Raw genomic sequence first — 13,653 nt, 5'->3', positions numbered from 1 at the left:
GCTGGCGATGGACTCCAGTGCGCCGCGTTCATCCAGTTCACACGCGTTATCGTTAACGACCATCGCGGGCAAGCCAGCTCCCACAAGGGACCGCGTCCACGCTGAAAAACTGTAGGAGCCAGCCTGCTGGCGATGGACTCCAGTGCGCCGCGTTCATCCAGATCACCCGCGTAATCGTTAACGACCATCGCGGGCAAGCCAGCTCCCACAAGGGACCGCGTCCACGCTGGGAAACTGTAGGAGCCAGCCTGCTGGCGATGGACTCCAGTGCGCCGCGTTCATCCAGTTCACACGCGTTATCGTTAACGACCATCGCGGGCAAGCCAGTGCCTGCAAGTTATGCATCACATAGGAGGTCATGCCCTCGGTGTAGGTGCAAAGCGCCTCACTGTCGGCATAACGGCCGATATCAATGCCAGTGTCGCCCGCGTAACTGACCAGTTGCGCCTGCAAGTGATAGTTGCTTTGCAGTTCGTCGTACTTACGCTGAGCCTCAATCCCGGTTTTCGCGGTGACGATACGCAGCACTGTCAGGGACTTCACATCATCACGCTGACGGCCACGTGGCTCGCTTCAGGCTGTATCGAATCAATGGCGGAACGCTCACGGGGCAGACCCCTATTATGTTATACAGTAACCAAACATAATCTGTCGGTGGCTGCTGGCAGAGCTATCCACCCTCCCTGCCTGCGACTTTCGATGACAAACTTCAATCAGATTCCGCCCGCCACGAGCCTAAGCCAACGCCTGCTATCGATCGATGCCCTCAGGGGATTGGTGATCATATTGATGCTGCTCGATCACGTGCGCGAGACGTTCTTTCTACACCGCCAGGTAGCCGACCCGATGGTCATCGACAGCACCGAACCGGCGCTGTTTTTCAGCCGGACCCTCGCCCATTTGTGTGCGCCGGTGTTCGTTCTTCTCACGGGACTGTCCGCTTATCTGTACGGCGAAAAGCACCAGGGCAAGAAAGCGGTGTCGATGTTCCTGTTCAAGCGTGGTCTATTTCTTGTTCTGCTGGAATTCACCCTGGTGAATTTCGCCTGGACATTCCAGTTCCCGCCCAATGTGATCTACCTGCAGGTGATCTGGGCGATTGGCGTCAGCATGACGGCCCTCGCTGCACTGGTCTGGCTACCCCGGCCACTTCTGTGTGTGCTGGGCCTGGTCATCGTCGCCGGGCACAACCTGCTCGATTCTCTGCACTTCCCGTCTGGATCAGCGATGCACCTGCCCTGGGCAATCTTGCATGATCGCGGCTGGATCGAATTCTCCGACAACTTGCGCCTGCGCACTTCCTATCCGCTGCTGCCGTGGATCGGTGTCATCGCCCTGGGTTACTGCATCGGCCCCTGGTTCGCACGCCCGGCCTCGGCCACCGTGCGTCAGCGCCATCTGTTACTGGCCGGGGCCAGCGCATTGACCGGTTTCATCGCACTGCGCCTGGTCAACGGTTATGGCGAGGCACATTGGGTGCTCCATGAAAGCACCACACACACCCTCATGAGTTTCTTCAACATCACAAAGTACCCGCCTTCCCTGCTGTTCCTCTCGCTGACGCTAGGGGTGGGCCTGTTGCTGCTGCTTGGCTTTGAGCGGGCTCGGCAACGCAAGTGGATCAGTACTTTGGCGGTATTTGGCGCGGCACCGATGTTCTTCTACCTGCTCCATCTTTACGCGCTGAAAATGCTGTATCTGACCCATGTGGCGTTGTTCGGTTTGAATCAGGGCAACTACTTCGGTTTCGCCAGCATCTGGGCGGTGTGGCTGACGGCCGCACTCCTGGCTATAACGCTGTATCTACCTGTGCGCTGGTTTGCCGCATTGAAGGCTCGTCGTCGTGATATCGCCTGGCTCAAATACTTCTGATCAGAGTACAGGTTCGTAACGGGCGGCTTGCAATAGTGCGTAGACAGCGACTCGCTGTCAGGCCGCCCGCTCCAGTGCATCCAGCAAGCCCGCGTACTCCAGCGAGAGTCTGTGGCGCGGGGCCAGATGCACGATGGGAACAGACACTTCGTGAGACTCGCGCATCTTGACGGAACTGCTGAGATAAATCGGCAGCACTGGCAAGCCTTCGGCCAACAGCTCATTGACGAGAGTCTGGTGTAACCCGGTGTGCCCGGTGAACTGGTTCACCACCACCCCTTCCACTTCAAGGGACTCATTGTGATCGAGTCGCAGTTCTTCGACTTGAGCGATGACCCGGTAGATCGCCTGGCGAGAAAAACTGTCGCAATCGAATGGAATCAGCAACCTGTCCGCCGCCACCAAAGCGCTGAAGGTGTAGAAGTTCAGCGATGGCGGCGTATCGATATAGATGCGCTCATAATCCTCGGACAGTTCAACCAGCAACTTGCGCAGCTTGTTGATCTTGAACTTGCTCTCGAGTCTTGATTGCAGGTCTGCCAGATCGGGACTCGCCGTCACCAGGTGGAGGTTGTTGTAATGGGTCTCGGTGATGGACACCCGATTGCGCCTGCCTTCGAAGCCGCCGGACAACGTCTGTTTGAAGAAATCGGCTATGCCGGCAGGAATACGCTCGTTGCTCAGCCCCGTGAGGTAGTGAGTCGAGTTTGCCTGGGGATCGAGATCAACCAGCAGCGTTCGGTACCCTTCGGCAGCACTCACAGCGGCAAGATTGCAGGCGATGCTGGATTTTCCAACGCCGCCTTTTTGATTGAATACGACACGACGCATAAGGCTTGCTCATCCATGAAAGGCCAAAGGCCATCTGTAATAAATGTAATCACTCATGTCAATTCTATGACTGCATTATTACAGTTTCACGACAGGGGTTGCCTGAAGGCGCGGACTAGAGCATTCCACACCCATTCACGACTTGAATCGTACTGCCGACTATTCTGAAGCCAAGTCTGACTTCAACCGTGCGACGTCAGGTCCGAAGCACTACTTGGCCCTTTGGGAAACCGATATGACAGATCCGCAAGATAAACCCGACTCCGACGAGGGTTTAGCTCAGATGCTTATAGGGAAAGGTCCCTGCACCTATCTATTGCTGCTCTTGCTGGGATTGATCCTGCTGTTTCCCTTTCTCGAGGAAGGTCTATTTGCTCGTACGTTGCTTGGCATTCTGTTTTCAATGGTGCTGCTCGTGGGTGCTTTCGCCACCAGGCAGACTCGGCGGGGCTTCATCCTCAAGCTGGGTCTGGCGTTGCTTGGGGTTGGTCTTCAATGGGCGGCGTTGTTGGCTGGGAGTACCGCGATTCTTGGCCTTGCCGGGATAGCTTATACGGCGTCTCTTGCCGTCTCGTTTAGCGCAGTGCTTCGCTATATTCTGAAGCGAGGGCCAATTTCTGCCGACAAGCTGCATGGCGCGCTTGCGGGTTACATCATGCTGGCCTTCGTCTGGTCCTTCGTTTATGCCCTGGTCGAAGTATCCAGCGCTGGTTCATTCGGCCCTGGCCACCTCGACTTCACACAGCCCGGCACGTTCTTCAAGCTGATCTATTTCAGCTTCACGACACTCACAACCACCGGTTACGGTGATTTTATCCCGTTGACCAACCATGCCCGTTCACTGGTGATGGTCGAAGAATTTTCCGGCGTTTTTTACGTGGGTGTCGTGATTGCGCGGTTTGCCGGTCTTTATCCATCGAATCAGGCCAAGTGAAAGAACCGAATGCATCAGGCTTTTTCGTCTAACGTGAATTGAAGCGTTTGCATGATCTATTCCCCTGATAATGGAGTTCGACGATGAAAACTTTCGCTTCCTGGCTGTCGGTTACGTTTCTTGGGCTGGTGCTTGGCGGCTGTGCCGCGGTCGGCGCCGGGAGCGGAGGCGCTGGCGAGACACAGATTCGTTCGGGGAAAATCGAGCAGATTACACTCACCCAGATGCAGACCAATCACGATAGCGGCGTCGGCGCCATATTGGGCGGTCTTGGCGGTTTAGCCTTGGGAAGCCTGGTCGGCCAGGGAACCGGTCGGGATGTGGCGATGGTTGCCGGCGCCCTCGCCGGCGGGGTTGGCGGCAATTACGTCGAAAAGAAAAAGTATGATCAGCCCGTAGACGCTCAGCAGATCATCGTCCGGACCCAAAGCGGCGTACTGGTTCAGGTGACCCAGCCAATCAATCCGGCGCTGACAAAAGGCCTGAACGTTTATGTCGAGGGCAGCGGTAACGATGCGCGGGTAGTGCCGCAAAGTTAGTGGCGGCAACAATCGCGAAGCAGACAGGCCCGTCAGAATGCCGCTCGAACCGTCAGCAATGAAAGTCGGTGTCATCTCCGACACCCACGGCCTGCTTCGCCCCGAAGCCATCGCCGCCCTGCTGGGCTGCGATGGCATCATTCACGCCGGCGACATCGGCAGCGCACACATCCTCGACCAATTGGCGGCCATTGCACCGGTGCACGGGGTGCGTGGCAACAATGACCTGGACGCGCCCTGGGCGCGCGAGCTGCCCGACTGTCTGCGCCTGGACCTCAACGGCTGGAAGGTGCTGCTGGTGCATGACATCGCCGACGTTGCAATCCATCCAGATGAGCGTATCGACCTGGTGATCTGCGGCCACTCCCATAAACCAGGCATCGAATGGCGCGGCGAACGACTGTTCCTGAATCCGGGCAGCGCCGGGCGTCGACGCTTCAAGCTACCGGTCACCCTCGCGCTGCTGGACCTGTCTGCACAGTCAATCGAACCTCGGCTGGTGTCACTGCTCGACTGATTCAACGGCCTGGTACCGCCCTACCTCCGCGCGGGCCATACAGCGCCAAGCCGAAAACAATTCAAAAATTGAACAACGACTGCCCCCTCGAACGCATGGGCCATCGTTTCACGACTCGTCGGCAACCACCCTGACCCTGTGGCAGTCGGACGGCCCAAGCTTCTGACCGCTTGAGGAGCGAACTTCAATCGGCATCAGGGTCTGGCCGCGCTCGTTGTCCAGCAGCACAGAACGCGTCTCTTCGCGCTTGAACAGGTAACGTTCACCCCACTGCCGCATGCTGACCACCACCGGAAAGATCGCCCGCCCTTTTTCCGTAAGCACGTATTCCTTGTAGGCACTACCGTCTGACGCGGGTTGAACCTCGAATACACCGACCTCAACCAGGGTTTTCAAGCGTGATGCCAGAATGTTCTTGGCCACCCCCAGGCTTTTTTGAAATTCGCTGAATCGGCGAATACCGTCGAATGCGTCGCGGATGATCATCAGCGACCATCGATCCCCAATGGCCTCCAGTGTTCTGGCTACCGGGCATTCGCTGCTGTGGGATGAAGTGTCTTCGACCATCGTATTGACCTTCCGGATGAGGATTGCCGGGCCTGCCGGGCCTGCCGGGCCTGCCGTGCAATCCCGAGCAAAGTGGTTGCAATTTAAAACCTGATTCGATAACAATGCAATCAGGTTTTAAATTAAAACCAGTTTAGCGCCACGGAGGCTCATGTGACAGCCGATGCCGATTCAGCCACCTGCCCTTTCGCCACACAGGCTCCGGGCCTGCCCTCTACGGATAATGGAGAAAGTGCCCGCGCAGACAGCTCTGCCGGGCTTTCTCCGTCACTTACGCTGTTGTTTTCCGTCACCTGCGCGCTTGCGGTCGCCAACGTGTATTTCGCTCAACCCCTGCTCGACTCAATGGCGCAGAGCCTGGGGGTTGCCTCATCGATGATCGGGGTCGTGGTGACGGCTACCCAGGTCGGTTACGCGCTGGGGTTGCTGTTCATCGTCCCACTGGGTGACTTGCTCAACCGCAAGGGGTTGATCCTGACGCAAGTACTGCTGTCTGCGATTGCACTGGCGGGGGTCGGTGCAGCGCAGCAATGGCTGACCCTGTTGGGCGCCATGGTCATCGTGGGATTGCTGGCGGTGATGGTTCAAGTGCTGGTGGCCTATGCCGCCGTGCTGGCAACACCGTCACAACGGGGCCAGGCCGTGGGCACCGTCACCAGCGGCATTGTCCTGGGCATTCTCCTGGCGCGGTTTACCTCTGGGCTGATCGCCGACCTGGCCGGCTGGCGCGCCGTGTATTTCGTTTCGTCGGGCTTGATGCTGGCCCTCGCGGCGGTGTTCTGGAAAGTGCTTCCCGCCACAGTGTCTCCACGCAACCGAAACACCTACCCGGCACTCATCCGTTCGATGTTCAGGCTGTTCATGACCGAACCGGTCTTGCGCATCCGGGGCTTGCTGGCCTTGCTGATCTTTGCCGCGTTTTCGGTGTTGTGGACATCCATGGTGCTGCCATTGAGCGCGCCTCCGCTGTCGCTGTCGCACACAGCCATCGGCCTGTTCGGCCTGGCCGGCGTCGCCGGTGCTCTTGCTGCCAGAAGCGCCGGTCGCTGGGCCGACGAGGGGCTGGGGCAACGCGTGACCGGCCTTTCGCTGGTGATCCTGACGCTGTCCTGGTTGCCCATCGCGTTCGCGCAGACATCACTGATCGCGCTGGTGTGCGCAGTGGTCCTGCTCGACTTCGCGGTGCAAGCCGTACACGTGACCAACCAGAGCTTCATTTTTGCCGCACGACCGGATGCCCAAAGCCGCATGGTGGGCGCCTACATGTGCTTTTACTCGGTGGGCAGCGCACTGGGCGCCGCGGCCGCGACCCAGGTTTATGCGCAATGGGGCTGGACAGCCGTCAGCCTGCTGGGTGCCTCGATCAGTGTGACAGCCCTGGTGCTGTGGTTGGTCAGCTGTCATTCCTCAACGATCGATCAAGGAAAATCAGCATGAAAACCCGGCACCTCTTGCTCGCCATTTCGATTGCGGCCATGGGGGGCGTGAATTTCTCGGTGATCAGATTTATCGTCTGCACCAAACGGGGGCTGAGCCGGGACGGCTTCAGTCAGCCCCTTTGCGCACCGCCCGCCTGACCTCGGCCTGTATGGCATAAGCCGGTGCCTCCACGGCATTGAAGTCATGGGTATAGCGCTGGGCAAATCCCTGCACACCCCATTCCTGATATTGCTGCACATGCTTGAGCTCGTGAGCCCAGAGCGCGACGTCCGTTTCTGCGGCTTGGGGGTCGCGAAAGAGGATGATGTCGATCAGCGTCACGGCGCCGACATCGGGGTTCTGCAGCATGGCTGTGGCGGCGCTGAATTGGCCGTTGTCGCTGATTTTGTAGCGCGCGGCATCGAGGACGCCGGGATCGTACCAGGGCAGCAGTTGCTCACGGATGTGCGCAGGAATGGGTTGGGTACCGGCGGTGGCGGCTTCATCGCGGGCCTGGGTCAGCCACAGCGCCAGGGCCGGCGTCGCGATCTGGTAAACGTCCTCGGGTACCACGTCCGGCAGGCAGATGCAGCCGTCCAGGCACACCTGTCTCTCGCCAGCCGGGCAGTCGCTGGTCTGGGCCGGCACGTCAAGCGCCAGGCAAAGCACAAACAGCGCCACCAGGGGCGTGGTGATGGGCAGCATTCGGCGCACTCCATGCAGCGGACTGTGGTGAACCGGTTCCGGGTCAGGCATTGACCTGGAGTTCATGCAGCAGAAACCCCAGTGATTGCGGGGCTGCGCAATGGCTTTTTTCCGAGCGTTGTTCATCCCATGGCATCGCGTCATCAGTGCAGAAATCTCCAATGCACTCCATGCTCAGCCCGGCATCGAGCAGTCCGAGCGGAATCCAGAAATAAGGTGTTTCGCGAAGAACATTAGGCACGGTCGAGCCACATCGCGAGCAAAAATCATTTCTGTACCCGGTGGATTTGCGCCAACCGGTGATCGCCTCTTGCCCGTCTTCCCATCGAAAGTCGCGAGCGTTGACCAGTGTGGCGAGATTATGGCCGACCCCGGTTTGCTTGCGGCACAGCGTGCAATGGCAGCGATAGAAAAATCGTGGTTCAACCGCGAGGGAAAAGCGTACCGCCCCGCAAAGACATTGCCCTGATGCCATGAGTCTCTCCCTTGAAAATGTTCATCCGTATTGGCTTGCGCCATGATATCCGCTTGATCCCTGACGGCCGAGCAGTTCACTCGCCAACAGCGCCTTCAACGCCATCGGCCTGGCAAGGTGATAACCCTGGGCCTGCCCTGCGCCCATTTCACGCAGCAGCTCCAGCGTCGCTTCATCTTCGACGCCTTCGGCCACCACACTCAGGTCCAGCGACTCGGCCATCCGCACAATCGCCCGGACGATCGCGCGACTGCGGGAACTGCTGGTCAGCTCGAGGATGAACGACTTGTCGATTTTCAAACCGCTGAAACGGTACTGATGCACATAGCTCAGGGAAGAAAACCCTGCGCCGAAGTCATCGAGCACCACCGACATGCCGTTGTCGGCCAGTTGCTGCATGGTCTGTCGGGCGATCGCCGGCTCGGCGACCAGCGCCCCTTCGGTCAGTTCCAGGCAGATCCGCGACGGCGACACCTGGTGCTGCGCCAAGAGTTCCAGCACCTCACTGGCGAAGTCGGGGCGCGTCATGCTGTAGCTGGAACAGTTGACGTGAACCGCAGGCCAATTGGCGTGCTCGGGCTGCGCGAGGATTGCGGCAATGCTGGTCAGCATGTACAGGTCCAGTCGACCGATCAGGCGCAAGCCTTCGACATCCGGCAGAAACTCGCCCGGCGCGATCACCCGGCCGCCCGGCTGATGCCAACGGATCAGCGCCTCCAGGGCCAGCAGCTCGCCGGTTTCGACGCTGACGATCGGCTGGAAATACGGCAGCAGTTCGTCAGTACGCTTGAGCGCGTTGCGCAAGGCCCCTTCACGCTCGACCTGGTCCGAGACTTCACGGCGCACTTCCTGGTTGAACACCGCGTAGCTGTCGCGCCCGGCACTCTTGACCCGGTACATCGCCGCATCGGCATCGCGCAGCAAGTCGGCGGGCTCGTGATGGAACTGACTGTCGGCGCTGACGATACCGATGCTGCAGGAAGAAAAAACCTCATGGCCGTTGATGAAAAACGGCAGGTCGAACGCCACCAGGATCCGTTCGGCGATTTCGATCATCACATCCAGCGGGGCCTCGGGCGCCAGTACCGAAAACTCATCGCCCCCCAGGCGTGCCAGCATGTCGGTCTCGCGCAGACAACCGCGCAATCGCTGGGCCGCCTGCATCAACAGCAGGTCGCCAAAATGGTGGCCGAAGCTGTCGTTGACCATCTTGAAGCGGTCCAGATCGATGAACATCACCGCCAGGTGCCCGCCCTCGCTGCCGAACCGCGACCAGGCCAGATTGAGGCGCTGTTGCAGGTAGGTGCGATTCGGTAGCCCGGTCAGCGCATCGTGGGCGTTTTCGTGCTGCAACTTGGCATTGGCGTGATCGAGCTCGCGGGTGCGGCTCTGCACCCGCGCTTCGAGCTTGAGGTTGGCGGCATGGATCGCTTCAGCGGCCGTGCGTCGCGACAGCGCTGTATCGATGTGCCGCGACACGAACGTCAGCAGTTCCTGATCACGCGGGGTATAGCGCACCTGCGAGGTATAGCTTTGCACCGCCAGCACGCCACGCACCGCGTCGTCTTCGAACAAGGGAATGCCCAGCCAGGAGTAAGAGCGCACAGACTCATGGGCAATTTCGATTTCACCTTGCGCGTGCAATCGTTCGGCCTCGGCAACGTCGATCAGGCAAGGTCGGCGCTGACGGATCACATACTCGGTCAGGCCTCTGCGCCCTCGCCGTGCCGGCGGGCAGGTCGTCTTCCGTTCATCCACGTAATAGGGAAAAGTCACTTCGCCGGTGGCGTCGTCGAACAGCGCAATATAGAAGTTCTGCGCGAACAGCAGATCACCGACGATGCCATGCAGGGTCTTGAACAGCTCGGCCATGTCACCGGGCTGGCTGGACAGTTCGGCAATCTGGAACAGCGCGCTCTGCAGATGTTCGGCGCGTTCCCTTTCCGCCACTTCCTGGCGCAATGCATCGTTGAGTGCGGACAGTTCCAGGGTACGACGCATCACCGTTTCTTCCAGGTCCTCCCGGTGCAGGATCCGGTCCAGCGCCATGGCCACGTGACGGGCGACCACCAGAAACAACGCGCGGTCTTCAGCGCTATAGACACGCGAAACGTCGTAGACCTGCATCGCCAGCATGCCAAACACGTCGTCCGAGGCATTTTTCAACGGTGCGCCCATCCAGAACTCGGGACGGTCACCCACGCAGTGGAAACGGTTTTGTGCCTGGGCCGCGAGAATGCCGGCGGCGTCGATCAGCAATGGCTGGCCAGTGGTCAACACCTGCCCGGTCAACGACAGGCGCGAAGTGTCCAGGTATTCATGGTTTTCCGATTCCAGGGCATCGACGTCGATGATGTCGACGTAATACGGGTAATCGATCTTGCCAGTGTGCGGGTTATACAGCGCGAGATAGAAGTTCTCGGCGTCGATCAGGCTGGCCAGCAGACGGTGAACCCCCACCAGGAACACAGAACGGTCACGGGTCGAACTGGCCAGATAGGTAATTTCATACAGCACACGCTGGGTGATCTGCGCACGGGCCAGGGTATTGGTCTGTAGCTCGATGCCCAGGCGCCGGGCAAAGTCCGCGAACGCAGGTTCAGCAGCTTCATTGACGGGTGCGAGCAGCCAACCCAGCTCACTTTCGCCTCTGCCGGTCGGCCAACGATGCAGGTTCGAAGTCCGGCAAAAGGCTTCAAACGCCTCATTGGCAATGCTCGAAGGCCATTGCGCCTGCGGGTCGCCTTGCCCGACCCAATGCATTTGTTCGCCGGCGCGGTAGAACACCCAGGCAGTGCTGTGGGCCCAGTGGCGCGCTGAGTCCAGCACGTGTTCGATCGAGTCGTCGTTGCCGGCGTAAGCCATGCCGACAGCATCAGGATTCACCATGGGTTGGAGCGCGGCCACTTCGCAATGGCTCGAATGCCGCCGGGAGTCGGTCAATGTACGAAAACTCATCAGGGCTCCCTGAGCCAAATACTGCCGAAACTCACTGACTGATTGCTAGCAATGTGCCATCTAGTTTCACATTTATGTAAAGCTTATAGCGGTTTTTTTCAATGATTTGTTCACTTTAGTGCCAGGTATGAGACGGGCTGCAAATTATTCGCTGCGTATTGCTGTCCATGGAATGTCTGAGCCATCGGGCACAGGTTCTGCGGTGGGCCAGGTTTAACTGCAGCGCCCCATAACACCCTGCTTTTCAATGGCGTTGAACCTGTCAGTCGTCATTGTCATCGCGATCACGGTAGCGACGGTGATCGCGATCATAGTCGCTACGATCATAGCCACGACGATCATAGTCACGGTCATAACCTCGATCATCGTTCCCTCTCCAGTCGTCACCACGTCGATGATCATGATCGTGATATCGCCCGTACCGTTCTCCGTCATCCCAATGCGGGCCGCAGCCTCCCAACAACACGGCGCTGGAAATGGCCAAGATCAAGATTGCTGCGCGATTCATGAAAACGTCCTGAATGTCGGGATTATGGAAGGGTCACGGCTGCTCGAGACGTTCATCCGGAGCCTTGGCTATGACCATTGGGTAACTCAATGATTCCGTTGGGAAATACAAACAAGAGATGGTCACTCCCAGCGATCACGCCATCGAATGCGCGCCGGGACCAACCGGGCCTGTCATCAATAGCCAAGGGGCTGTCGTCGAATGAAAAGCGCCCCTGACACGGGGGTTATCTAATGGCAGTACTGAAAAGGTCTCTGGCGACGAGTCGACGTAAGCGACGGCTGCGCCGGAGTCACGAGTTGCCTGGAACACCAGGCAGGAGAACAACAATATGAAATTCGTGAAAACTCTTCTGGCTGCCGTACCCCTCATGGCGCTGGCCATCGATGCCCAGGCCTATGTCTCGAGCCAGGAAGCCGCCCGGCTGGGCAGCAGTCTGACGTGGGTGGGAGCCGAAAAAGCCGGTAATGCCGATGGCTCCATTCCGCCCTACAACGGCGGCCTGACCACTGCCCCGCCCGGCTACAAGTCCGGCGACAGCATGCGCCCGGACCCCTTTGCGGGCGAAAAACCGCAGCTGGTGATCAACGGCAAGAACGTCGATTCGTACAAAGGCATGCTCACCGCCACGACCGTAGCATTGGCCAGGCGCTACCCCGGCTTTCGCATCGACGTGTATCCGACCCACCGCACGGCTTCGCTGCCCCAGGCAGTACTGGACAACAGCCGCCGCAATGCCACCCATGCCAGGTCCCTCAACGGCGGGATCGCCATCGACAATGTGATGCCCGGGGTGCCGTTCCCGATCCCGCAATCAGGTGCCGAAGCGATGTGGAACTTCCTGCTGCGCTACCAGGGCGTCAACATCCATTCCAAGTACGACTCCTGGACGGTCGACACAGCCGGCGTACCGAGCCTTGCGGTCACCGGCGAGGCATTCGTCTCCTTCCCGATCTACGAGAACATGTCCAAGCCGTTCAACAGCTCGGACATTTATTATCAGTTGAAATTGTCCTATACCGGGCCTGCGCGCCGAGCCGGCGAGTCGATCATGCTCAAGAACGCCACCAATGCAACGGAGTTTCCCGGCCGCGCCTGGCAATACATGCCGGCCCAGCGCCGGGTCAAACAGATTTCGATCCTGGCCTACGACACCCCTAACCCCGGTACTGCCCGTGCGCTTGAGCTGTATGACTGGACGCTGGTCGGCAAGCAGGAAATGATCGTGCCCTACAACACCTACAAGCTCACCTACGCTCGCGACGCCAAATCCCTGACCACGCCGAATTTCATTGCCCCGGATTTCGTTCGCTGGGAAAAACATCGGGTCTACGTCGTGGAGGGCAATCTCAAGCCCGGTGCAAAGCACATCTACCACAAGCGCCGCTTTTACCTGGATGAAGATACCTGGGCCGCGGTGGCCTCCGACCAGTACGACACCCGTGGCCAGCTGTATCGTGGCTCCTTCGCTTTCTTCAGCCAGAGCTATGACCAGCAAGTCCCGGATGCCACGCCCTTCATGACGTACGACCTGTCGAAAGGCACCTACAACATCAATGGCGTGGTCGGCCCTCATGGCGGCATCCGCTACATCGAGCCACTATCGACGGCACAGTGGGTGCCGGAGTCCATGGCGGGTGCCGGTATTCGCTGAGTGGGTGGTGACAAGGCCCCCTGATTCGAAAAAGGGGGCTGGCTCTGCCGGGATCAGCTGTCGCAGGCAACAACCGGGTCTTGAGCGGATTCGGCAGCCAGCTTCAACCGGTCAGCCTTGCTGATGTACTTATCCTTGTTTTGCGGTGCCAGTTTGGCACTGGCCTTTTTCGCGTGAGCCTTCAGCAGCTGCTTTATTTTCTTGCGACGATTCATGTTTTTCTGCTCAACCGGTATTTCTTGAATGATATCAGCTTAAACATTCAAGCCGCGCTGCCACATTCCCCATAACTGGGGTACTTCACCCACCCTTCCGGGTAATCACCACCATTTTGGAGGAATATCCCCCCCTTCTGCTGCCGGCCCCCCAGACAACAACTTGTTCATTTACCTGGATTTTTTCTTTTTCCGGGTGATGGCTCATTAGTTGCACGTCCCCCACTTGTGCCCATAACAGCAGTCGTCCCGGACAGGGAGACGACGGGACATCACGCGAGGGGTGAAACATGAAACGCACGACTCAACCAGGCAATTCCTTCTACTTGCTGCGCAAAACAAGCCTGCCTTGTGCGATGTTCTTTACCCTGGCCACGGCAGACGCCGCACCACTGGATGATTTCGGCCCGCCACCACCGACGGACCCCTCGGCGTATACCAACCCGCCGGCCGCCCCCC

The 13,653-nt window shown here is 58.9% G+C and carries 13 protein-coding genes and 1 pseudogene; 6 read left to right on the top strand and 8 right to left on the bottom strand.

From position 1 onward, the window contains the following. Positions 1–342: 342 nt before the first annotated feature. A pseudogene (locus tag AC3WN7_RS27915) lies at positions 343–573 on the bottom strand (LLM class flavin-dependent oxidoreductase); the annotation flags it as partial. 126 nt (positions 574–699) lie between these two features. Between AC3WN7_RS27915 and AC3WN7_RS27910 the strand changes: the two are divergent. After that, positions 700–1,872, top strand: a complete 1,173-nt coding sequence (locus AC3WN7_RS27910) for an acetyltransferase domain-containing protein (protein ID WP_102675780.1) — start codon at positions 700–702, stop codon at positions 1,870–1,872. A gap of 57 nt (positions 1,873–1,929) precedes the next feature. Here AC3WN7_RS27910 and AC3WN7_RS27905 read toward each other — a convergent pair whose 3' ends face one another. Continuing rightward, positions 1,930–2,703: a ParA family protein gene (locus tag AC3WN7_RS27905; protein WP_102675781.1), complete on the bottom strand. Its 774-nt coding sequence runs from the start codon at positions 2,701–2,703 to the stop codon at positions 1,930–1,932. A gap of 235 nt (positions 2,704–2,938) precedes the next feature. Between AC3WN7_RS27905 and AC3WN7_RS27900 the strand changes: the two genes are divergently transcribed. The 3 genes from AC3WN7_RS27900 to AC3WN7_RS27890 all read left to right on the top strand — a co-directional run bounded on the left by AC3WN7_RS27900 (position 2,939) and on the right by AC3WN7_RS27890 (position 4,693). After that, entirely contained in the window at positions 2,939–3,637 is a 699-nt protein-coding gene (locus tag AC3WN7_RS27900) for a potassium channel family protein (protein ID WP_095966069.1), read from the top strand. Between the two features lie 83 nt (positions 3,638–3,720). After that, positions 3,721–4,176, top strand: a complete 456-nt coding sequence (locus AC3WN7_RS27895; RefSeq protein ID WP_095966068.1) for a glycine zipper 2TM domain-containing protein — start codon at positions 3,721–3,723, stop codon at positions 4,174–4,176. Between the two features lie 58 nt (positions 4,177–4,234). Further along, positions 4,235–4,693, top strand: a complete 459-nt coding sequence (locus AC3WN7_RS27890; protein WP_095966067.1) for a metallophosphoesterase family protein — start codon at positions 4,235–4,237, stop codon at positions 4,691–4,693. Between the two features lie 108 nt (positions 4,694–4,801). Here the strand turns inward: AC3WN7_RS27890 and AC3WN7_RS27885 are convergent, their stop codons facing one another. Continuing rightward, a complete protein-coding gene (locus AC3WN7_RS27885; RefSeq protein ID WP_102675782.1) occupies positions 4,802–5,260 on the bottom strand; it encodes a winged helix-turn-helix transcriptional regulator in 459 nt (152 codons plus the stop codon). Between the two features lie 153 nt (positions 5,261–5,413). On the opposite strand from AC3WN7_RS27885, the gene AC3WN7_RS27880 reads away from it, so the two are divergent. After that, positions 5,414–6,697 carry an MFS transporter gene (locus AC3WN7_RS27880; RefSeq protein WP_102675783.1) on the top strand — a complete coding sequence of 428 codons (1,284 nt, stop codon included), beginning with the start codon at positions 5,414–5,416 and terminating at the stop codon, positions 6,695–6,697. 108 nt (positions 6,698–6,805) lie between these two features. Here the strand turns inward: AC3WN7_RS27880 and AC3WN7_RS27875 are convergent, their stop codons facing one another. From AC3WN7_RS27875 to AC3WN7_RS27860, 4 genes are all read right to left on the bottom strand, one after another. Beyond that, a complete protein-coding gene (locus AC3WN7_RS27875; protein ID WP_102675784.1) occupies positions 6,806–7,384 on the bottom strand; it encodes an eCIS core domain-containing protein in 579 nt (192 codons plus the stop codon). A 43-nt stretch (positions 7,385–7,427) separates the two neighbouring features. Beyond that, positions 7,428–7,859, bottom strand: coding sequence for a GFA family protein (locus AC3WN7_RS27870; RefSeq protein WP_102675785.1), 432 nt, complete (start codon positions 7,857–7,859; stop codon positions 7,428–7,430). 21 nt (positions 7,860–7,880) lie between these two features. Continuing rightward, entirely contained in the window at positions 7,881–10,817 is a 2,937-nt protein-coding gene (locus AC3WN7_RS27865) for a sensor domain-containing phosphodiesterase (RefSeq protein ID WP_102675786.1), read from the bottom strand. A gap of 262 nt (positions 10,818–11,079) precedes the next feature. Next, positions 11,080–11,325 carry a hypothetical protein gene (locus tag AC3WN7_RS27860; protein ID WP_095966214.1) on the bottom strand — a complete coding sequence of 82 codons (246 nt, stop codon included), beginning with the start codon at positions 11,323–11,325 and terminating at the stop codon, positions 11,080–11,082. A gap of 331 nt (positions 11,326–11,656) precedes the next feature. Here AC3WN7_RS27860 and AC3WN7_RS27855 point away from each other — a divergent pair, with 331 nt between their 5' ends. After that, positions 11,657–12,979, top strand: coding sequence for a DUF1329 domain-containing protein (locus AC3WN7_RS27855; protein WP_102675787.1), 1,323 nt, complete (start codon positions 11,657–11,659; stop codon positions 12,977–12,979). Positions 12,980–13,032: 53 nt separating this feature from the next. Here the strand turns inward: AC3WN7_RS27855 and AC3WN7_RS27850 are convergent, their stop codons facing one another. Further along, positions 13,033–13,194 carry a DUF2986 domain-containing protein gene (locus AC3WN7_RS27850; RefSeq protein ID WP_095966060.1) on the bottom strand — a complete coding sequence of 54 codons (162 nt, stop codon included), beginning with the start codon at positions 13,192–13,194 and terminating at the stop codon, positions 13,033–13,035. Positions 13,195–13,653: the final 459 nt, after the last annotated feature.

The sequence above is a fragment of the Pseudomonas sp. FW305-70 genome, from assembly GCF_058783925.1.
This window is presented reverse-complemented; position numbering and strand designations above follow the sequence as displayed.